General features: G+C 62.3%; 17 protein-coding genes. 6 read left to right on the forward strand and 11 right to left on the reverse strand.

Going from position 1 to position 21,011, the window contains the following annotated elements:
• Positions 1-80 precede the first annotated feature (80 nt).
• The 5 genes from KIT10_00070 to KIT10_00090 are packed head-to-tail and all read left to right on the forward strand — an operon-like array spanning position 81 to position 5,313.
• Complete coding sequence (locus KIT10_00070) at positions 81-1,490, forward strand: sodium:solute symporter family protein (GenBank protein ID MCW5897637.1); 1,410 nt, start codon at positions 81-83, stop codon at positions 1,488-1,490.
• Between the two features lie 2 nt (positions 1,491-1,492).
• Positions 1,493-1,927 (forward strand): GNAT family N-acetyltransferase, encoded by a 435-nt coding sequence (locus tag KIT10_00075; GenBank protein ID MCW5897638.1) that lies wholly within the window; start codon positions 1,493-1,495, stop codon positions 1,925-1,927.
• Complete coding sequence (locus KIT10_00080; protein MCW5897639.1) at positions 1,924-3,090, forward strand: amidohydrolase; 1,167 nt, start codon at positions 1,924-1,926, stop codon at positions 3,088-3,090. Before KIT10_00075 ends, KIT10_00080 begins: the two co-directional genes overlap by 4 nt.
• Positions 3,091-4,239, forward strand: coding sequence for an alanine racemase (gene alr / locus KIT10_00085; GenBank protein ID MCW5897640.1), 1,149 nt, complete (start codon positions 3,091-3,093; stop codon positions 4,237-4,239).
• A gap of 3 nt (positions 4,240-4,242) precedes the next feature.
• Positions 4,243-5,313, forward strand: a complete 1,071-nt coding sequence (locus KIT10_00090; GenBank protein MCW5897641.1) for an alanine/ornithine racemase family PLP-dependent enzyme — start codon at positions 4,243-4,245, stop codon at positions 5,311-5,313.
• Positions 5,314-5,316: 3 nt separating this feature from the next.
• Here KIT10_00090 and rlmD read toward each other — a convergent pair whose 3' ends face one another.
• Positions 5,317-6,750 (reverse strand): 23S rRNA (uracil(1939)-C(5))-methyltransferase RlmD, encoded by a 1,434-nt coding sequence (gene rlmD, locus KIT10_00095; GenBank protein ID MCW5897642.1) that lies wholly within the window; start codon positions 6,748-6,750, stop codon positions 5,317-5,319.
• A 63-nt stretch (positions 6,751-6,813) separates the two neighbouring features.
• Here rlmD and rocD point away from each other — a divergent pair, with 63 nt between their 5' ends.
• Positions 6,814-8,115, forward strand: a complete 1,302-nt coding sequence (rocD, locus tag KIT10_00100; protein MCW5897643.1) for an ornithine--oxo-acid transaminase — start codon at positions 6,814-6,816, stop codon at positions 8,113-8,115.
• A 209-nt stretch (positions 8,116-8,324) separates the two neighbouring features.
• On the opposite strand, the gene KIT10_00105 is transcribed toward rocD, so the two are convergent.
• From KIT10_00105 to KIT10_00150, 10 genes are all read right to left on the reverse strand, one after another.
• Complete coding sequence (locus KIT10_00105; GenBank protein ID MCW5897644.1) at positions 8,325-8,786, reverse strand: cupin domain-containing protein; 462 nt, start codon at positions 8,784-8,786, stop codon at positions 8,325-8,327.
• 267 nt (positions 8,787-9,053) lie between these two features.
• Positions 9,054-9,863, reverse strand: coding sequence for a redoxin domain-containing protein (locus KIT10_00110; GenBank protein ID MCW5897645.1), 810 nt, complete (start codon positions 9,861-9,863; stop codon positions 9,054-9,056).
• A 319-nt stretch (positions 9,864-10,182) separates the two neighbouring features.
• Entirely contained in the window at positions 10,183-11,166 is a 984-nt protein-coding gene (locus tag KIT10_00115) for a S41 family peptidase (protein ID MCW5897646.1), read from the reverse strand.
• A gap of 274 nt (positions 11,167-11,440) precedes the next feature.
• Positions 11,441-13,174, reverse strand: coding sequence for a multicopper oxidase domain-containing protein (locus tag KIT10_00120; protein ID MCW5897647.1), 1,734 nt, complete (start codon positions 13,172-13,174; stop codon positions 11,441-11,443).
• A 96-nt stretch (positions 13,175-13,270) separates the two neighbouring features.
• Positions 13,271-14,569: a serine hydrolase gene (locus tag KIT10_00125; GenBank protein ID MCW5897648.1), complete on the reverse strand. Its 1,299-nt coding sequence runs from the start codon at positions 14,567-14,569 to the stop codon at positions 13,271-13,273.
• 61 nt (positions 14,570-14,630) lie between these two features.
• Complete coding sequence (locus KIT10_00130; protein MCW5897649.1) at positions 14,631-15,011, reverse strand: hypothetical protein; 381 nt, start codon at positions 15,009-15,011, stop codon at positions 14,631-14,633.
• A gap of 43 nt (positions 15,012-15,054) precedes the next feature.
• On the reverse strand, positions 15,055-17,574 hold the full coding sequence (locus tag KIT10_00135; GenBank protein ID MCW5897650.1) for a carboxypeptidase-like regulatory domain-containing protein: 2,520 nt from the start codon (positions 17,572-17,574) through the stop codon (positions 15,055-15,057).
• 59 nt (positions 17,575-17,633) lie between these two features.
• Entirely contained in the window at positions 17,634-19,088 is a 1,455-nt protein-coding gene (locus KIT10_00140) for a hypothetical protein (protein MCW5897651.1), read from the reverse strand.
• Positions 19,089-19,092: 4 nt separating this feature from the next.
• A complete protein-coding gene (locus KIT10_00145; protein MCW5897652.1) occupies positions 19,093-19,815 on the reverse strand; it encodes a glycosyltransferase family 2 protein in 723 nt (240 codons plus the stop codon).
• A 7-nt stretch (positions 19,816-19,822) separates the two neighbouring features.
• Complete coding sequence (locus KIT10_00150; GenBank protein MCW5897653.1) at positions 19,823-20,821, reverse strand: hypothetical protein; 999 nt, start codon at positions 20,819-20,821, stop codon at positions 19,823-19,825.
• Positions 20,822-21,011 lie beyond the last annotated feature (190 nt).

The raw sequence follows: 21,011 nt of genomic DNA on the forward strand, positions 1-21,011 counted from the left end.
GCCATAGTGTTGCAGTGGGCCATGGACATCCCGAACCGAACGATTTGCACTGGATCGACGCCGGCATCTTCCTCCTTTACATGGTCATGCTCCTTGCGGTGGGCCTGTACTTCATGCGGAAGAATGCCAGCGCGGAGGACTACTTCGTGAGCGGTCGCGGCATGGGCAGGTGGCACATCGGTATCTCGGTGGTGGCCACCGACGTGGGCGGCGGTTTCTCCATCGGACTTGGTGGGCTCGGATTCCTCATCGGTATGAGCGGTTCATGGATGCTCTTCACCGGATTGATCGGTGCATGGCTCGCTGCGGTGTTGCTGATCCCACGCGTGTACGACCTGGGCAGCAGCAATAAGCTGCTCACCTTCCCACAGCTTTTCGGACACTTCTACGATGGCCGTGTGGCCCTCGTGGCGGGCATCATCTCGGTGATCGGCTACCTCGGCTTCACCAGCTCGCAGATCCTGGCGGGTGCCAAGCTGGCATCGGTGGCGGTGGAAGGACTGGACCTTAACACCGCACTGCTGGTGATGGGCACTGTGACCATCCTCTACACCGTGCTGGGCGGTATGAACGCGGTGATCCACACCGACACCGTGCAATGGGTCGTGCTCATCGGTGGGCTCATGTTCCTTGGACTGCCCATGGCATGGAACGCCGTGGGTGGCTGGATCGCGATCAAAGCCTCCTTGGACCCGGAGTTCATCGGTTTCACCAACATCGGTCCAGCGCAGTTGATCAATTGGGCCGTCACCATCATTCCCATCTGGTTCGTGGGCATGACGCTCTACCAACGCATCTACGCCAGCCGCAGCGAACGCGATGCGAAGCAGGCCTGGTTCATCGCAGGACTGTTCGAGTGGCCGGTGATGGCGCTGCTCGGTGTTGTGCTTGGCCTGCTCGCGCGCGTTGCTGCCGAGCAGGGTATGTTCCTGGCAACCTTCCCCGGCGGCGCCGAAAGCATGGACCCCGAGATAGGCCTTCCGCTCTTGCTGCGCACCATCCTGCCTGCTGGTCTTATGGGCCTGATGCTTTCGGTCTACTTCAGTGCGATCCTCTCCACGGCGGACAGCTGCCTGATGGCGGCCAGTGGCAATCTGCTCACGGACATCGTTCACCGCAAGCGCACCGATATGCCGGTGATGCGCCAGCTGCGACTTTCACAGGTCTTTACCTTGCTGCTCGGGGCCATCGCATTGGCCCTGGCAGCAGGGATGGAGAACGTGCTGTCGCTCATGCTACACAGTTACGCCTTCATGGTGAGCGGGCTGCTCGTGCCCTTGCTGGCCGCTCTGTTCTTCGGTCAGCGACATGCACCGGCCGCGCTGGCGGCCATGGTGGTGGGTGGTAGCACCACCTTGCTGTTGACCACGCTGGATGTGTCCCTTCCGATGGGGCTTGATGCCAACATCTTCGGTATCACTGCATCCGCACTTGGTTTCATTGCCGTGGCGCGCCTGTTTCCCATGCGTGCCGCAGCCAATACGATCTGAGCATGGAATACATCCACATCGATACCCATACCGGTCCCCATCCGGAGTACAGCAACGACCACATCGCACGCTTCCTCGAAGTGCATCTCGATCAGTTCGGCGACAGGAAGGAGGATATCCTGAAGTGCCTGGCCTATGTCTTCGATCAGCGGCGCGGCGGCTTCGTGGTGCTGGCCGTGGAGGATGGTGGCATCCATGGGGCCGTGGTGGTGAACGACACCGGCATGGGCGGCTACATCCCCGAGAACATCCTGGTGTACATCGCCGTGGACCGACGGCAGCGTGGTAAAGGGCTGGGCAAACAGCTCATGCACGAAGCCATCGCCAGGGCGAAGGGCGCGATCGCCCTGCATGTGGAACCGGACAATCCCGCACGAAAGCTCTACGAGGCCATCGGCTTCACCAACAAGTACCTCGAAATGCGCCTGCACCGATGATCGAGCGACCACAAGAACTGGCCGTGGACAAGGGCCTGCTGGAACAGCTCGTTGCCCTGCGCCGCGAGTTGCACACCCATCCCGAAACAGCGATGGAGGAGGAGTGGACCTCCGAGCGGATCGCCCGGTACCTCAAGGCCTTGAACCCGGATGAGCTGCTCACTGGCATCGGTGGTACCGGTGTGTTGGCGCGCTTCGATGGGAAGGGAGAGGGTCCGGTGTTGCTCTTCCGATGCGAACTCGATGCCCTGGCGATCGAAGAGGAGAACGACTTCGACCACCGCTCCACCATCGAAGGGAAGTCGCACAAGTGTGGGCACGATGGCCACATGACGATCATCTGTGGCCTGGCGGAGAAGCTCGCTGCGGAACGACCGTCCAAGGGCAAGGTGTGGTTGCTCTTCCAGCCTGCTGAAGAGAATGGAGAAGGCGCCAAGGCGGTGCTCGAGGATGCACGCGTCACTGCGCTGAAGTTCGATCGCGTCTTCGCATTGCACAACCTGCCCGGCTTTCCGAAGGGCAGCATCCAGTTGCGCGACGACACCTTCACGGCAGCGGTGAACAGCATCGTGATCACCCTGAAGGGCAAGACCTCGCACGCCGCCGAACCCGAGCACGGCATCAATCCGGCGGCGGCCATGGGCGAGATCATCACCCGCATCCTCGCGCTGGACCACAACGTGCCCAGCGATCCGCACATGCGCGTGGTCACACCCGTGTATGCACGCCTCGGTAGCAAGGACTATGGCATCTCCGCCGGAAGCGCCGAGGTACACATCACCCTGCGATGCTGGCATGATGCGGAGTTGGCGCAACTCCAACGCTGCGTGGAGGACGTGGCGCGCGAAGTGGCCGGGCATCACGATCTCAAAGTGGACATCAGCTATACGCAGCACTTCCACGCGAACCGCAACGATCCCGGTACCGTGGACATGGTGCGCAAGGCCGTGGATGCGCTGGGCCTGCCAAGCGAAGAGCGCGAGCACCCCTTCAAGTTCGGTGAGGATTTCGGGCTGTTCACCGCGAAGTTCCCCGGCTGCATGTTCGGCTTGGGAGCGGGGGAGGACACACCAGCGCTGCACAACCCCGACTACGATTTCCCCGAGGACATCATCCCGCATGGCATCGCCGTCTTCGAACGCATCATCCGTGATCAAGCCTGAATGTTCGAACCCTGCACCATTACGATCAGCCGGTCGGCGTTGAAGAACAACATCGGCTTCCTGCGCCAGCGCCTGGGGGATGCGCGCCTCTGTGGTGTCGTGAAGGGCAATGCATACGGCCACGGCCTAAAGCCATTCATCCCGCTGGCCATGGAACTGGGCGTGGATTACTTCGGCGTGTACTCCGCCGATGAGGCCTGGTATGTGGTGGAGCATCTGCGCAAATGCCCGGACCTCTTCATCATGGGCATGGTGGAGGACGATGCGCTGGCATGGGCGATCGAGAACAACGTGGAGTTCAGCGTGCACGATCTGTCGCGATTGGAAGCCGCGTTGATGCATGCTGCCAAGCTGAAGAAGAAGGCGCGCATCCACATCGAAGTGGAAACAGGCATGCACCGAACGGGCTTCGATGCGAAGGCCTTGCCCGCAGCGATCGAACGCCTGCAACGCCATGCGGAGCAGGTCGAACTCGTGGGTCTCTTCACCCACTTCGCCGGTGCGGAGAGCCGCAGCAACGATCACCGTGTGACCGCCCAGATGGCCCTGTTTGAAGGCGTGCGGAACAGCTTCGTGCGTGCAGGTCTGCACGCACGCTGCGCCCACCAGGCCTGTTCCGCCGCGGTGATGAACTACCCGCACACCGTGGGGCCCATGGCGCGTGTGGGCATCATGCAGTACGGCTTCTGGCCCAACCAGGAAACATGGTTCCGATACAGCGCTGTGAGCGGTGACCCCGAGGATCCGCTGAAGCGTGTGATCGGTTGGCGGAGCCGGGTGATGGCCATCACCGAGGTGGGATCGGGTGGCTTCATCGGATATGGGGCCAGCAGCGAAGCGGCCCACGACATGCGCATCGCCGTGGTGCCGGTGGGTTATGCGCACGGTTTCGATCGTGGGCTCAGCAATATGGGCCGCGTCCTCATACGGGGTCAGCATGCGCGGATCACCGGCATCGTCAACATGAACGCCATCTGCGTGGACGTCACCGATATCGAAGGCGCGGAGAAAGGTGACGAGGTGGTGCTCATCGGCGAGCAGGGAGACCACTGCATCACCGTTTCGTCCTTCAGCGAAATGAGCGAGCAACTCAACTACGAGATGCTCACCCGCCTGCCCCGTAATATCCCGCGCAAGATCGTACCCTGAGCCATGGCCTACCTGACACTGCAACGCGACAAGCTGCGTAAGAACCACGCGGTGTTGACCAAGTGGTTCGATGGCCATGGCATCGAATGGGGGGTGGTCACCAAGCTCCTGTGTGGCAACAAGACCTATCTGCAGGAACTGGTGGACCTGGGCATCTCCGAGATGCACGACACGCGCATCAGCAACCTCAAGGCGATCAAGGCCATCGCGCCGCAGGTGCAGACGGTGTACATCAAGCCCCCCGCGAAGCGCAGCCTGGCCAATGTGGTGCGCTATGCCGATGTGAGCTTCAACACGGACCTGAGCACCATCAAGGGCCTCAGCGATGAGGCCGTGAAGCAGGGCCGCCAACACAAGATCATCATCATGGTGGAGATGGGTGACCTGCGGGAGGGCGTGATGGGCGAGCACCTCACTGATTTCTACGCGCAGGTGTTCCAACTTCCGAACATCGAGATCATCGGTATCGGCACCAACCTCAACTGCCTCAACGGCATCATGCCATCAGCGGACAAGCTGGTACAGCTCAGTTTGTACAAGCAGTTGATCGAAGTGCGCTTTGACCGGGTGATCCCCTGGGTGAGCGGTGGCACTACGGTGACGGTACCGCTATTGCTGAACAAGGAGCTGCCCAAGGGCGTGAACCACTTCCGCATCGGCGAAGCTTTGTTCTTTGGTGCTGATCTGTTCACAGGTGGCATCCTGCCCGGCATGGAGGCCGATGTGTTCAAGCTCTTCGCTGAGGTGATCGAACTGTACGAGAAACCCGTGGTCCCGACCGGCGTTCAGCAGGCGAATCCTTCAGGTGTCATACCCGAGTTCGATGAAGCCGACCGTGGTCGCACCACCTACCGCGCCATACTCGACATCGGCCTGTTGGACGTGCAGCCCGCCTACCTGGTACCCGACGACGAGCATGTGCATATCATCGAGGCCAGCAGCGACATGCTGGTGGTTGACCTGGGCGACAGCGCCCACAACTACAAGGTCGGCGATGTCATGAGCTTCAAACTGAAGTACATGGGCGCACTGAGCGTGATGAACTCGCGGTATGTCGACAAGGTGATGGCGTGAGTCTCATCTTTTCACCAGCCGCACCACGTTCTCCACATGGTAGGTGTGCGGGAACATGTCCACGGGTCGCACATTTTCGGTGCGGTACCGCTCATTGAGGATGGCCAGGTCTCGGGCCTGCGTGGCGGGATTGCAGCTCACGTACACGATGCGTTTTGGGGCCAGCTCCAGCAGGTGGCGGGTCACGGGTTCGTCCATGCCGGCGCGCGGCGGATCGGTCACCACCACATCGGGTCTGCCATACCGCTGCACGAAGGCCGCGTCCATCACCTTCTTCATATCGCCCGCCGCGAAGCTCACGTTGGCGATGCCGTTGAGATCGGCGTTCAGGCGCGCATCGGCCACGCTCTCGGGCACCAGTTCCACACCGGCCACATGTTTCGCCATGGAAGCGAGGTAGAGCGTGATGCTGCCCGCACCGCAGTACAGGTCGTACACGTTCTCCTCGCCGGTAAGGCCCGCCAGTTCGCGCACCAGGCGGTACATGGCGATGGTCTGCTCAGGGTTGGTCTGGAAGAAGGTCTTCGGACCGATGCGGAACTTCAATGGTCCACCGCCCGGGCCATCGGGCAATTCCTCCACGATATGGTCGCGGCCGTGGTGGACCTGGATGTCCAGGTCGTAGATGGTGTCGTTCTTCTTAGGGTTCACGGTCCACAGCACGCTGGTGAGCTGCGGGAAGGCATCCACGAGCGCGTCCAGCAGCCGTTCGCGCGCCTCCGCGTCCTCATGCCCCACGGCCAGCAGCACCATGCACTCGCCCGTGATGGTGGTGCGCACCAGCAGTGTGCGTAGGAAGCCGTGGTGTTCGCGCACATCATAGAAACTCAGCCCATGCTGCCCGGCATGCTCCCGCACGAATTGGCGGATGCTGTTGCTGGGTTCCGGTTGCAGATGGCACTCGCTGATATCCAGCACGCGGTCGAAGCGCTGGGGGATGTGGAAGCCCAGCGCGTTGCGGTCGGTGTGTTCCCCTTGCGTGGCGATCTCCTCCGTGGTGAACCAACGCTTGTTGCTGAAGGTGAACTCCAGCTTGTTGCGGTAGTGCGTCAAACTCGGCGAGGCCATGATCGGTGTAACCGCTGGAAGCTCAAGCCCCCCCAGCCGTTCCAGGTTGTCGATCACCTGCTGCTGCTTGTACTCCAGTTGCTTGGGGTAGGTGAGGTCCTGCCACTTGCAACCGCCGCACACCCCGAAGTGCTTGCAGAACGGCGTGACACGGTCCGGTGAAGGTGATACGATCCGCGTGGTGATCGCCTCGGCGTAATTGCTCTTCTTCTTCGTCACGCGCACATCCACCACATCGCCCGGCACGGCACCGGTAACGAACACCACCATGCCGTCCTGTTTGGCGATGGCCTTGCCTTGGGCACCCGCGCCGGTGACGGCCAGGTTCTCGATGATCTGCGGCTCGGGGCGGGAACGGCGGCGGGGCATGGGGCGGCGAAGATACCCGTAGTTTTGTCGCTGTTCCGTCTTAGAACCCGCGTCCATCAAGCCATGCAGCATTCCACCATCGCCCAGACCCGCACCCGGCAAGCCATCGCCCTCGAGGACAAGTACGGGGCGCACAACTACCACCCGCTGCCGGTTGTGCTGGACCGCGGCCAGGGCGTGTACGTGTGGGACGTGGATGGCAAGCGCTACTACGACTTCCTCAGCGCGTACAGCGCGGTGAACCAGGGCCATTGCCACCCGCGCCTGGTGAAGGCCATGCAGGAGCAGGCCGCCGAGATCACCCTCACCTCGCGCGCCTTCTACAATAGCAAGCTGGGCAGCTACGCGGAATACGTCTGCAAGACCTTCGGCTACGAGAAGATGCTGCCCATGAACACCGGCGCCGAGGCCGTGGAGACCGCGATCAAGATGGCGCGCCGCTGGGGCTACGAGAAGAAGGGCATCGCCAAGGACCAGGCGAAGATCATCGTGTGCGAAGGCAACTTCCACGGGCGCACCATCACCATCATCAGCGCCAGCACGGATCCCGACAGCAACACCAACTTCGGCCCCTACACACCGGGCTTCGTCACCATCCCTTACAACGACATCGCGGCGTTGCAGAAAGCGTTGGAAGATCCCAACGTGTGCGCCTTCCTGGTGGAACCCATCCAGGGCGAGGCCGGCGTGTTCGTGCCCGACGAGGACTACATCGGCACGGCCATCAAGCTGTGCAAGGCGAAGAACGTGCTCTTCATGGCCGACGAGGTGCAGACCGGCATCGCACGCACCGGCAAGCTGCTGGCCAGCTGCCACAGCCACGGCTGCGATTGCCCGGCGGGTACCTGCCGCAACGGTGAGTACCCCAATAAGCCCGATGTGGTGATCCTGGGCAAGGCGGTGAGCGGCGGCATGTACCCCGTGAGCCTGGTGCTGGCCGACGACGCGGTGATGGAGGTCTTCACCCCCGGCAGCCACGGCAGCACCTTCGGAGGGAACCCCATGGCGGCACGGCTGGCCATGGAGGCGCTGGAGATCGTGAAGGACGAGAAGCTGGCGGAGAACGCTGAACGCCTCGGGCAGCTCTTCCGCGCCGAGATGCAGAAGCTGGTGGAGGAGTTCGACTACGTGAAGCTGGTGCGCGGCAAGGGCCTGCTGAACGCGGTGATCATCGAACCCCGCAAGGCGGCCGATGGCTCACCCAGGACCGCCTGGGAATTGTGCCTGCTGCTGCGCGACAACGGCCTGCTGGCCAAGCCCACGCACGGCGACATCATCCGCTTCGCCCCACCGCTTGTGATCACCGAGGAGCAGCTGTTGGATTGCTGCCGGATCATCGCGTTGAGCGTGAAGCAGTTCGGCTAACGATTGCGGGCTTAGCGTTCGGGCGGATTTCGGAGTACAAAACGGTCAGTAAGTACAGAACTTGAATAGAAGCACAAAGTTCCAATTTGGCACGTCACCCTGCCTTACGAAAATCGCGTGTTGTGTGCAGTTAGTAGGTTGATGTTATTTCAGGTGGTCAGATCGATGTCATGTATCGATCTGTGATGAGTTGGCAATTGACAATAGTTCTAATCCGGCAGCGGCCCTACAAAATCAACACCATATTCTTGACACGCTGCACCAATGACCGCATCATCTACAGTTGCTTCTTTGGAAGGCAAGGTAATGGCCCGGTAGAACTCTGCATGATGTGGGGTTGTCAGGATCAGGTAGCGTACTATCTCTGACTCGATGCGAAAACCGTGTACTATACCTTTGGGAATGTGGACGAATGCACCCGAAGTGGCACGTACTCCAGGCTTGCTGTCAAGAAAGAATGTCACTTCACCCTCGATTATGTAGAAGGACTCTACATCATTATCGTGTTTATGCAGTGGAACGCTAATGCCACGTATTGACCGCTCTTCAACGAGGGCAAATTCCCCGCCAGTTAGTGCTCCTGTGGCCAGAAAGTTGGTTGATGTCTTCCCCATCCAACGCAACTCGCTTTCATGCGGTTGGTAGATGTATGCCTTGGTGAACTTATTCATGTTATGTCCTATTTTAATTACTTACAGCGTATGGCGGCTACACGCAGGCAGGGGTTTTTTCCACTGAACATCCTGCGAAGAACAGAACGTTGAAGTTAGCACTTTTCCTGTCCTACGAAGCACGAAACCTATGCTTCCGTGCAGGTGCTGCTGGCGGTTCGTTGTTACTGTCCGTTCCTTGGGAGATCGTCCCGCCCTTCCATTGCCAATGAGCATTCTTCTTTGATCATCCACGGGGGGAACATTGTAGCCTGTCCCGCGGTCGATCTACTCAGCGATCAGCCGCTCGATCGCAGCGCGGATCCGGCCCATGTCATCCGCGCATATGGCGTGCTGCTCGGAGCCGTTGTCCTCGTGATATTCCATGCCAGGATGGACGAATTGGATCACCCCTGACTTGTCTAGGATGAACGTCACTGAAGTAGCTGGTCGCTTAGGACCCGTTCGCCACCAGTCCTTGAGCGTTCCATTGCGCCAATCCCAGTCGATCGCTACGGGAAACTTGAACTCCCTGATCCCCACAACACGCTGTACACGCGGCACATCCAGCGGGTCATCCCTCCCGTCCTTGGGATGGAAAACACCAATGACCGTGAAGCCTTGGTCATTGTAATCCTCGTGAAGTTGACGAAGCGCAGGGGTACTGCTTGCGCAGTAGGGACAGGTGTCGGTAAACCAACGAACCAGAACGACTTTTCCCTTAAGATCTTCGATCATAAGCGGTTCGGAGTTGATCCATCCATCAAACTTGAATGGTGGCGCTTGAACACCGAGGCGGTCATCACCAGCAGTACGATCCATGGCTGCAAGGTCAGCTAGATCCACCCCGATCAAGGAATCCGCCTTAGCCTCAGACATTCCATCCGCAATGTAAAGCTCCCGCCAGTGCTCCCAAGACAGCACGGTTACATAGGTATTGACCGAGTCTGCCGAGGAGTGGTGCACCTCCTGGGTTTCAGTTGTGGGGACTTGTGCGGTGCACGGTATTACCGCGCTACAGATCGCTAAAACACAAATTCCCCCGAGTCGATCTTTAAGCTTTTTCATTCTGTTATTCAGTTTGATATTGTTGGTCATTGATCCAGTTCATTCATTGACCAACGTTGGATATGCGAAGATCTTCGCATATCCCCACTCCGCTGGGTGCATATCCGCAACTCCCCAGTCCGAGCCCCCAGGCCCCATTTGATGCTGTTGACAAGCACTGGTGCAAGTGGCTCGATCCCGATGTCCAAGCTACAACATACAACGGATCGAGAAACCACCCTTGGGGCTTTTCCATTGTGCCCCGCTGCGCGCCGCGCCGGGAAGGAGCAAAGAGTGCTGCCGGATCATCGGGTCGAGCGTGCGTCAGTTCAAGTGAGCCTGCCTTTATGGTTGGTGATGGAGCACAGCCTCAGTCCGTGATGGCGGACCGCAGCCACACTATGGCCGCTTTCACCTTGCTATCATGGGGTATATCGTTGAAACTATCCGTTCCGGCCATGGGGATGTCGGGGTCGAAGGCATCTGGGTAGACCGTTCCCTGCCGGTCGGCCCCATAGGCGGTGGAGAGCAGCAGGAATGCATCCTCGCCGATGGGGAAACCTTGGGTGGCCGTGGTGTATCCTGCCGACCCGGAGCCGAGCCGAACGGTGTTCGGTCTGCCTTGGAAAGCGATCAGGAAGAATTCGGCGGAACTGCCGGTGACCGGGCTGATCAGCATGACGATGGGAATGTCGGTCGCGTCCCTCGTGCATTTGGGTTCCATGGTCGCGAAGACGAGCGTATCGATGGCGAACGACGTTCCCGTCAACCGCCAAGGTTCACTGCTCCCCTTCGCCCGGAAGGACCCGATGGTGCCTTTTTCAAGTAGCTGTTGTACGCCGAGGATCATGGGGTACATGGCCCCGCCACCGTTCAGGCGCAGGTCGATCACCAGGCCTTTGATGCCATGGTCCAACAGGGAACACAGGCTGTCGTTGAGTCTTTGGGCCTTCGCATCACAGTCCACGCGGCTTTGGAACGGCATGCCGGGGATGCGCAGGTACCCGATCACGCTGTCCAGCAGCATGGCCCTGACACCTGCACCGCGCTGCCATTCCTGCATGATGGAGTCGTTCACCACCGGTTCGTGCGGGCTCCAGCGGTAGGCACTGTCCTTGAGAAAGAAGGCCGCATGATGGTCGTTCAAGGCGCTGAAAAGGTCCACCACTAAAGGCCCGATGTGGTCGGGGTCCGAATGCTGGGATACGGCGGTGAAGGCCCGCGTACGTTCCCGCTCCCAGTCGATCGTCGACGCCTGGATGGCATGAAGCTCCATCAGGTCGATGCATCGGGCCACGATCTCTTTCGCCCTCAATGATTGACCCTTCAAGGGCGCACTGGAGAGCAGGAGCAACAGGAAGACCAACAAGTTGGACCCGATGTGGCGATCACACGTGGAGCGGCCTGACATGCTTGGCCCTGGGCCGCAGGGGTGCGGCATGTGTGCATATGCCGGCTTATGCCGAGGACCACGAAGGATAGGCCGTTCTTCGGTATGGATCGAAGAGCGTGTTCCGGCCATGGAATGACCACGCGCTATGCAGTGGAAGGCATGAAGGCAATGCATGGTCCCCCCGGGACGCATGGGACCCGCCTATGTTACATCCGAGGGCGGCCACACAAGCCCCCTACTGCTTCACGAAGCGCACCGTGGCCGCACCACCCGCACCCCGGAAGGTGGCGATGTAGCTGCCGCTGGTGATGCCCGACACGTCCACGTGCACGCGGTCGCCATTCACGCGCTGGGTATGCACCGCCCGTCCCAGCCCATCCACGATGGTCAGGTCGCCCATGCCCAGGCTGGCATCCATGCGCAGTTCCAAGCGGTCATTGGCAGGGTTGGGGAAGACACTGATCACTGCGGGCATCACAGCTTCATCTCCGGTGCCCACGTTCTCCGGCGGCATCACCAGGAACTGGCCCATCATGCCATCATCCTCGTGGGATAGCATGTGGCAGTGGTACATGTAGGGTGTTTCCGCACTCCAGAAGGTCTCGAACTTGGTGATGAAACGCACGACACCCATGCCTCCGGGTACAAGGACCACGTCCTTGCGGCCCTGCATGTTGGGCGGGGGCGGGGCGCCGTTGATGCTCAGAATGTAGAACTGCACATCGTGGATGTGGAACGGGTGTGAGATGGGCGTTTGGTTCCGCAGCTCCCAGATCTCCACGTTCTCGAAGGGTACATACTGGTTGATCATCATCATGTCGAAGGGCATCATATCGAACACGAACGGCCCCTGGATCGCTGTGGGGCCCATGTTCACAGGACTGAACGTGATGATGCGGGTGGTGTCGGCATCGGCTTCGATCCAAGGGGTATGGGTCGTCATGGACCCAGGGAGGTTGGTCACGGGGTCGGCAGTGGGTGCGCCCACATCGAGGCGGAGGATGTCGTAGTTACCGCCGTTGAGGGGATTGTTGGTATAGCCCGGTATCTGCTGCCCGCCTCCCATTCCCGGCTGGGTGGCGCCATAGATGCCATTGGGCAGTTCCGATCCGAAGTTGCGCAGCTGGATGCTTTGCCCTTGCAGGGCACCCAGGTCCACGAGGACCTCTGCACGTTCGCCCGGTGCGAGTCGAAGCCGCGTCATGGACACGGGCGCCGTGAGCAACCCGCCGTCACTGGCGATCTGGTGGAAGGACTGGTTGTTCGATAGGCCAAAGTTGAACACGCGTTCCGAAGCGCCGTTCAGCAAACGAAGGCGGACGATCTGCGCAGGTACCTCCACGAACGGGTCTATCGTGCCATTCACCATCACATGGGTGTCCATCACACCATGCCAGACCACCTGGTTGTTCGCATCCAGTTCCTTGGTCTGGATGGCCAGGGGGATGTCATCCACCCCGTAGGTGCGTGGCAAGGTGAGCGCTGCCTCCTCGGCGTCGCGCACGATGATGAAGCCGGCGATCCCCTTCACCACATGCTCGTTGGTCTTCTCGTGCAAGTGCGGGTGGTACCAATGGGTACTGGCCTTGTCGAGTACCGGAAAGGCCGGGCTCCAGGTCTCGCCTGGTTCGATCACGATGTGCGGACCGCCATCGTTCTCCGGTGCCACGTGCATGCCATGCCAGTGGATAGAGGTGGACTCGCCCACCAGGTTGGTCACATTCATGGTCACGAACTGGCCGGCCTCCAGGATCAGGGTCGGTCCCAGCAAGGGGCCGTTGGCCCCCATGGTATTCGTCGCGGGGCCCGGCAGGAACTGGGTGGTGCCGTTCTGCAGTGTGAGGTCCATCTGTGCTCCGCTGAGCGTGGGCGGAATGGTCAGAGGAGCTTGGGCGGCAAGCGGTCCGGCCATCATCAGGGTCGGCAGCAAGAATAGGCTGGTGAGCGTTCGCGATGCGGTGCGGGTCATGGTCCATAGGCCCGAAATGATGCCGGGTGCCGAAAGCTACCGGGGCTTCTTCGGCCGGATCGTGACCCACGTCACAAGTCCCGCCCATGGCGTCGATCAGCGTTCCACGACCAAGCGTCCGCTCAGCCGCATCCCGTCGGTGCATCGGAGCCCGATCTGGTAGAGCCCCGGGGCCAGGCCGTCCACTTGGATGGCGTCGCGGTCGTGCGGCAAGGCATGGCGACGCCCATCGGTCCCGATCGCCCAGGCCTCCAGGATGTCCACCTCGGTATCCAACACCCGCACAAGGTCAAATGCGGGATTCGGTGCGAAACGCGGTGTCGCCCCAGGTGTCACTTCCACGTTGGTGCCCGTGCACATCAACGCGTTCAGGTGCTGCCAGATCTGGTCGTTGTACAGGTTGGGCACGAAGATGTCGCCCGGCAGATTCCCCATGCGCACCACCACCAGCCCGGTGGAGGGCGACACGTTGATGATCTGCCCGTTCTTGCCCAGCGCGGCATACACGTCCATGGGGGCGTTGGTCATGGCCGGGCCGTTGAAGACGAATTGCAGCCCCGGCAGCATGAAGCTCTCCTGCCCATTGAGCCACCACAGGTATCCGTAGGCCTCATTCAAGGATTGCGACGGTGTGATCATGGCATCGTAGTAGGCCACGTCGCTCAGGATGGGGTTGCCGTCCCAGGCACCACCACCCTGCATCAGCAGGCCAAAACGGGCCATGCTCCGCGCCCCGCTGAAGAACACGATGTTGTCGTCCACAGGCAGGAACAGGCCGTTGATGCCCGTAGGGACGGTGAGGCGTGTGAAGAGAAAGGTGAACGAGCCCAGACCTGTGGCGCTTTCAAGCACACTGTGCAGCAGGGTATAAGGCGCGTTGTGATAGGACCAGCGTGTGCCCGGTTCGGCGAGGTAGGTGAGACAGGCGGGGTCCGTGCAATCCAGGTCGCCGCTGTCGTCCAGGCCACTGGTCATGGTCAACTGATGCCGCACGGTGATGGCTTCCTCCTGCGCCGGGGTGAGACTCGTCCAGCCTGCTCCCAGATAGGTTGAAGCGGGCGCATTGATGTCCAGGGAACCTTCCTGCTGGGCGCGACCGACGAGAAAGGCCGTGAGGCTCTTGCCCGCGCTGGCCCAGTACCATGCACTGTCCGTGGTGAAGGTGCCGAAGTACCATTCCAGCGCGATCCGGCCATCCTTCAGCACGATGAAGGCCTTGGTGTTGCTGCTGGCGAGGAAGTCATGCAAGGCCTGCTCCTGGTCCGTGCACCAGCCCAGGGCCGAGGGATCCACGGTCTCCCAGGCGGAATTGGCCTGGGGCGCGGGGAAGTAGAGTTGCTGGGCCTGGGCTCCGGCGCCGAAGAACAGAACCGCCAGCAGGAGTGGGATGCGCATCATCTTGGATCGGTCGGTCCGTGGGAAGGACGTCCTCCCCGGTGCAAAGTTCGATCCCGCGTCACTTGCGGGTGCGGTCCACCTCGCGCACGAGCTTGCCATTCTCGTAGTGCAGCTCGCGGTGCACCTGGCCATCGGGCGCATAGTCGTAGTGGATGCCATGCTCCACACCGTTGTTCCAGGTCTCCAGGTACTTCTTCGTACCGTTCTCATAGTAGTACACCCACTCGCCATGCTCCACGCCGTTCTGGAACCGGCCCACGTATTCCAACTGGCCGGTGGGGTAGTACACCTTCTCCATCACCTTCACGGCGTCCTCGCCCTTGCCCTTCATGTAGATCACCACCTCGGGTTTGCCGTTGGGGTGCGAGGAGGCCACGAAGCGCTTCGTGGAGCACGATACCAGGGCGAAGGCCAGTAGTAGAATGAGGAGGGTGCGCATCACGGAGCGCCAAGATAGGAGGATCGCCGCGCGCCCCACAAGGTCAGAACCAGGCCATCACCTTCAGGTTGAAACGGCGCGGGGTGAGGAAGTCCGGGATGGCGTAGTAGCGGTTGCTCACATCCGTGACCCAGGTGTGGTTGATGGTGTTGTTGATGTTCAAGAGGTTGAAGACCTCCAGGCTCACCCACAGGTCGTTGATGTGGCGCAGGAAGCCGGTCTTTTCCTGGCCCTTGGCGCCGAGGAACTGCTTGCTGAAGCCGATGTCCACCCGGCGGTAGAGGTTGGTGCGCAGGGTGTCGCTGAAGCGTTCGCCGTTGGGCGGGCCGAAGGGGACGCCCGTGCCGAAGACCAGGCTCAGATGCACTTTGAAGGTGGGCCAGCGGGGCATCTCGTCCTGGAAGAAGAGGGCGAAATTCACGCGCTGGTCGGTGGGCCTGGGGATGTTGCCCGGCTCCACGCGGATGCTGTCCACGGCGGTCTGGTCGAAGGTGAAGCCCGGCACGATCTCCACCCCGGCCGCATTGAAGCGCCGGTAGTAGAAGTCGTCCGTCAGGTCCTCCTGGATGGTCATCACGCTGGCGCCCACCCAGCTCTCGATGCCGGGGATGAATTCGCCGCTGAGCTTCATGTCCACCCCCGCCGCGTAGCCGCGCGCGTTGTTGGTGGCCAGGTAGCGGATGCGCACGTTCTCCAACTGGTAGGGGATCAGGTCGTCCAGGTGCTTGTAGTAGAGTTCGCCGGTGAGCTTGAAGGGGCGCTCCCAGAATTCCAGGTCGCGGTCCATGCCCAGCACGAAGTGGATGCTGCGTTGGGCGCGCACCTCGGGGTTGAGCGTGCCGTTGGGGCGGCGCACCTCGCGGTAGAAGGGCGGCTGGTGGTACATGCCCGCCGCGAACCAGAAGGTGTAATCGCTCTTCACGGTGTCGCCTTCGGCGGTGATGTTCTTCCAGCCCGGCCGCCAGGTGAGCCGTGCGCGTGGCGAGATCACCGTCTGCCCGTTGAAGGTCCAGTGGTGGGCGCGCACCCCGGCGATCAGGCTCCACCAGCGTCCGCCTTCCTGCTCCCAGCGCCAGGTGTTCTGCACAAAGCCCATCGCCCGCACGCTCTCCATGTCCAGGCGGCTCTTCAACACGGACCTCAGCTCCAGCGTCTCGCCGGTGTTGAGCGGTATGCTGTAGTCGGCGGAATCCACCAGGCTCCATTCGCTCAACCGGTCGGTGATGGCTTCGGCGCGCACATCGGCGCCCCATTGCAGGTAGCCGCGCGGGCGCTGGAGAAAGCCCTTGTGGGCGAAGCTGTACACCGTGGCATCGAGTTCGTTGCGGGCATGGTCCAGGAAGGTGCCCACGCCCAGGTCGCGCACCACTTCGCCGAACTGGTCGCTGCTGAGGTCGCGCTCCAACTCGCCCAGCCGGTAGCGCGCCAGAATGTCGAAACGTTCGCTCTCGCGCGTGCTGAAGGCGCTGCCGGTGAATTTCAGCAGCAGGTCCTTGCTGGCCTGCACGTTCACGTTCAGCGCACCGAAGAGCGTCTCGAAGCGTGTCACCTCCTGCCCGTCGAAGAACACAGTGAAGCGCAGGGCCTGGTTGAAGGTGCCGAACTCCGTTTCGCGGCTCTGCGGGATGAAGCCGTAGCGGTTGCTGCCATAGAGCCCGAGGAAGCCGATCTCCACCGCGTCGGTGAGGTCGTAGGTCCAGTAGGTCTGCAGGTCGGTGTACACGGGCCGGTAGTCGCCCTCGGTGTCCAGGCCGCTGAGCACAAGGCCGTTGTCGCGGTAGCGCAGCCCACTCACCTGCCGCAGCCGCTGTTTCATCATGGCGCTCTCGATGTGTACCGAGCCGCCCATCAGCCCGGCCATGGCGCTGCCGGCGAAGGCCTTGGGGCGCTTGTACTGGATGTCCAGCACGCTGCTCATCTTGTCGCCGTAGCGCGGCTCGAAGCCGCCCGCGCTGAACTGCAGCCGCTCGATCATGTCCGGGTTGGGGAAGGAGAGGCCTTCCTGCTGCCCGGCGCGCGCCAGAAAGGGGCGGTACACCTCGATGTCGTTCACGTACACCAGGTTCTCGTCGTAGTTGCCGCCGCGCACGCTGTAGCCGCTGCCCAGTTCGCTGCGGAAGGCCACGCCCAGTTGCCCGGCCAGCAGGGCCTCCACGCCGCCGCGCGGGGTGGGGCTGAACTTGGTCAGCAGCGGATCGATGCGCTCCAGGCCCTGCTCGCGGCGGATGCGGTCGCCCTCCACATCCAGGACCCGCAGGGTGGTGAAGCGCAGGCGGATGTCCAGCGTGCGGGTCTCGCCGGGCCGCAGCAGCACGCGGCGTTCTTCCACCTGCATGGCGGTATAGCTGAAGCGCACCGTCACGCTGTCGCCGGCGGGGATGGTGATGTCGTAGCGGCCCTGTTCATCGCAGGCCTCGCCGCGTTGCAGGTCCACCAGGTACACCGTGGCGCGTTCCAGCGGCGTGCCCTGCTCATCCTTCACGGTGCCGCGCAGGGTGGCGGTGGCCTGGCCCAGGACCGCCGCACCAAGGGCCAGAAAGAGGATCGACAGGAGGGACCGCATCGGAAGCCGGGCAAGATAACGGGAGGCTTCTCCGCGAAGTATGGCCATGCCGATGGTGATCACGCGGAAGTCCGCCCCGCGCGCCATTCCACCCAGGCCATGGCGATGGAGGCCACCACCAGCGCATGCACGGGCACCAGGTAGCGCGATTGGATGACCATGGGGATGTGGATCATCCACAGGTAGGCGATCAGGAGCAGGGCGTAGCGCCGCTCATGCCAGCTGCGCCGGTCGCGCAGGATGCGCCACAGGAGGAAGAGGCCGCCCAAGCCGAAGGTGACCGCTGTGATGAGGAAGGGGGCAAGCATGGCCACCCAGCCACCCGGGCCCGCGGGCCAGCCCACCAAAGGGCGATCGCCGGCATCGGGCGTGAAGACCCAGTGCGCCATGGGCCGGTTGATGTTGGTGATCCACAAGCGGATGGCGGTGTAGCAGCGGGTGGCGAGGTAGTAGCCGGGTTCCGCTTGGATGTTGGCCATCATTTCGCGGCGGATGATGCTGTCCAGCGCCAGGGTGATGCCTGCCGAGCGCGTGATGAAGAGGTCCTTGTGGCCGGCGTCCATGATGGGGATGTCGCGGCGGTCGGCTTCGCTCATGAAGGGTTCGGCGGCGGCTTCGATCCGGTCCCATTGCGCGTTGTAGATGGTGTACCAGCGCGCGGCGGCATCGTCGTCCACCCAGGGCAGGATCTCGCGGCCGAAGAAATTGTAGTGGAAGTAGCGCATGCTGCCGTAGCCGGGGAGGCGGTGCTGCCAGAAGCCCAGATCGCTCACCACCGCGCTGCCGCTGATGGGCACGGGCTTGAAGACGCCGTGCGTGCGCAGGTTCCACAGGCCGAAGGGCAGGGGCGCGGCGAGGAGGAAGACCACCAGCGTGATGGTGTGACCGCGCAGCATGGTGATGCGCTCCGCACCGCGTGCGAGGAGGAGATCGGCCAGCAGCACGAATAGCGGGAAGAGCAGCAGCACCGGCCGCACCCAGAAGCCCGCGGCGATGAGCAGGCCGAGCAGGACCGCGCGGCGCATGCCGGGAGTGCCCATGCCGGTGAGCGCGATGGCGGTGCAGAGGAAGGCCATGAGCGTTTCGGGCAGGATCTCGTGCGCGTAGTGCAGCAGTTGGAACTGCGGCAGCAGCAGCAGCAGTAGTACGTTCTGGCGCAGCAGGCCATCCGGTCGGCGGCCCGCCCAACGCAGCAGCAGCAGCAGGGTGAGCAGGTGCAGGACCGATTGCGCGACGCGCACGGCGGTGGTGTCCTGCGCGAAGCGGCGCACCAGCCAGAGGAAGGCCGGGTAGCCGTGCGTGCGGTAGGTCTCGATAGGCGGCTGTTCCAGAATGCCGTGCCAGTAGCTGAAGGCGCCGCGCTCCAGTCCTTCGGCGAGGCCGAGGTAGGTGGCCTGGTCGCCGCTGGGCTGCTTGCCGAAGACCGCGAAGGCCGCCACCATCATCAGCATATGCAGCGACAGCAGCAGGTGGCGGGTGCCGCGTTGGGAGAGAAGTCGTTCCAAACGTTCCATGCGATCAGGCCCGACGGCCGGTCCATTTTTCCTTCAGGCAGGCCCACACCACGCGCAGATAGGGTCCCCACAGATGCCCCAGCTTCATCTTCGACTCGCCCGCCTCGCGCCCACGCCAGCCGTTGGGCAGCACGGTGTAGCGGGCGTCGCGCACCATGGCCTTCAGGGGCAGTTCCACTTCCAGCTCGAAGCCTTTCGCGCGCAGCGGCATCACGCGTTCGATCACCGCGCGGCGATAGAGCTTGAAGGGGTTGGTGGTGTCGTTGTAGCGATACTGGAATACGACGCACAGGAAGAGGTTGGCCAGGCGGTTCATCAGCCATTTCTTCCGCGGATAGCCGGTGACGCGCGCCCCCTTCATGGCCCGGCTGCCGAAAACGCAGTCCACGCCGCGCTCCTCCATCGCCTGGTTGAAACGCACCAGGTCCTCCGGCGGGTCGCTGCCATCGGCCATCATGATGGTGACGCGGTCGCCGTGGAAGTGCGAGAGGCCGAAGACGATGGCGCGGCCGAAGCCGTTGGGTCCGTTGTTGCGCAGCGGCCGCAGCTCGGGGATGGCCAGCCGCAGCTCCTCCAGCACGGCCCAGGTGCGGTCGGTGCTGTGGTCGTCCACCACCACCAGTTCGTGCGGCAGGCCGGCATCGCGGAGCGCGGCGTGCAACGGGGGCAGCATCATGGGCAGCGATCCTTCCTCGTTGCGCGCGGGGATGACGACGCTCAGGAGCATGGCCGGATCATTCGTCCACCACGTTGCGGCGCGCGCCCAGGGCGTCCAGCACGTTGCTGTGGCGGCGCTCGGCCACGAAGTACAGGGGGCGGTCCTTCACGGTGATCATGATCTGCCCGAGGTATTCGCTGATCACCACGAAGAAGGCGCAGGTGAAGAAGAAGTAGATGGCCTGCTGGCCGGAGAGCGCCACCCAGCCTGGGGTGTAGTCCTCCTTGAAGAAGAAGATGCCCGCGATGAAGATGGCGTAGAACAGGTTGAAGAGCGCGCCCAGGGCACCGATCCAGGTGAGGAAGCGCAGGGGATGGGTGCTGTTCTGCGCGATGATGTTGACGCCGCGCTGCACCGATCGCCACAGGCCGCGCCCGGCGCGCCAGCGTTCGGGCCGTTCCAGCGCGTAGGTGTGCAGCTTCCGCGCCACGCCCACGTAACCGCTCTGCACGCTGAGGTAACCGCTGGGGTCGCGCACTTTGAGCAGTTGGTTCACCACGGCGCGGGGCATGGCCACCAGGCGCGTGAGGTCGGGGTCGAGCGATACGTTGAGCACGCGCCGCATGTAATGGCGGAAGATGCCTTCACCGGCGCGCACCAGCGGACCGCCTTGTGGCTTGTTGTTGGCGCGGCCGAAGATGATGGCGTCGGCCTCCTGGCATTGGATGATCACCTCTGGCAATTGCTCCATGGGATCCTGCCCCAGCAGCGCCACCACCACGTGGTCGCCGATGGCCTGGTCCAGTCCCGCGTAGCTGGCGATCTCCTCGCCGAAGCCGCGATTCAGGCGGATGTAATGGAGAAAAGGGATCCGCGTGAGCAACGGCCCCATGCGCGCGGCGTATTCCTCGCCGCCGGAATCGTCCACCAGGATGATCTCGTGGAAGGCGAAGCGTTCGCGCACAGCGACATGCAGCGCCTCGATGCGCGGCTCCAGCAACGCGGCGGCATCCTGCGGAAGAATGACGATGAAGGAGGCCAGGGTCGCGTTCGACTTCTCCAATGCGTTGGCCATCGGCCAAATGTAGGCGGTGGGTGGCAGTGTCCCGGTCAGCATCGATCCGGATCGGCAATGACGCGTGTTACAGATCACGTATCCTCTGATGCCATGGGTGCTCGATCAGACAGGGTGGTCCAGTGACCTCGATGCTCGTAGGTACCGCGTGCGGTGGGTGTCCACGATCCGCGCGGCCGCGCCCGGCTCG

It is taken from the genome of Flavobacteriales bacterium (assembly GCA_026129465.1).
In the GTDB taxonomy this organism is placed as follows: Bacteria; Bacteroidota; Bacteroidia; order Flavobacteriales_F; family PHOS-HE28; genus PHOS-HE28.

Coding starts and splice junctions, on each gene's coding strand:
- rlmD (MCW5897642.1), bottom strand. CDS start 6,750: ATGCCCCGCCGCCGTTCCCGCCCCGAGCCGCAGATCATCGAGAACCTG.
- KIT10_00105 (MCW5897644.1), bottom strand. CDS start 8,786: ATGAATAAGTTCACCAAGGCATACATCTACCAACCGCATGAAAGCGAG.
- rocD (MCW5897643.1), top strand. CDS start 6,814: ATGCAGCATTCCACCATCGCCCAGACCCGCACCCGGCAAGCCATCGCC.
- KIT10_00125 (MCW5897648.1), bottom strand. CDS start 14,569: ATGCGCATCCCACTCCTGCTGGCGGTTCTGTTCTTCGGCGCCGGAGCC.
- KIT10_00130 (MCW5897649.1), bottom strand. CDS start 15,011: ATGCGCACCCTCCTCATTCTACTACTGGCCTTCGCCCTGGTATCGTGC.
- KIT10_00120 (MCW5897647.1), bottom strand. CDS start 13,174: ATGACCCGCACCGCATCGCGAACGCTCACCAGCCTATTCTTGCTGCCG.
- KIT10_00110 (MCW5897645.1), bottom strand. CDS start 9,863: ATGACCAACAATATCAAACTGAATAACAGAATGAAAAAGCTTAAAGAT.
- KIT10_00140 (MCW5897651.1), bottom strand. CDS start 19,088: ATGGAACGTTTGGAACGACTTCTCTCCCAACGCGGCACCCGCCACCTG.
- KIT10_00070 (MCW5897637.1), top strand. CDS start 81: ATGGTCATGCTCCTTGCGGTGGGCCTGTACTTCATGCGGAAGAATGCC.
- KIT10_00080 (MCW5897639.1), top strand. CDS start 1,924: ATGATCGAGCGACCACAAGAACTGGCCGTGGACAAGGGCCTGCTGGAA.
- alr (MCW5897640.1), top strand. CDS start 3,091: ATGTTCGAACCCTGCACCATTACGATCAGCCGGTCGGCGTTGAAGAAC.
- KIT10_00090 (MCW5897641.1), top strand. CDS start 4,243: ATGGCCTACCTGACACTGCAACGCGACAAGCTGCGTAAGAACCACGCG.
- KIT10_00145 (MCW5897652.1), bottom strand. CDS start 19,815: ATGCTCCTGAGCGTCGTCATCCCCGCGCGCAACGAGGAAGGATCGCTG.
- KIT10_00135 (MCW5897650.1), bottom strand. CDS start 17,574: ATGCGGTCCCTCCTGTCGATCCTCTTTCTGGCCCTTGGTGCGGCGGTC.
- KIT10_00150 (MCW5897653.1), bottom strand. CDS start 20,821: ATGGCCAACGCATTGGAGAAGTCGAACGCGACCCTGGCCTCCTTCATC.
- KIT10_00075 (MCW5897638.1), top strand. CDS start 1,493: ATGGAATACATCCACATCGATACCCATACCGGTCCCCATCCGGAGTAC.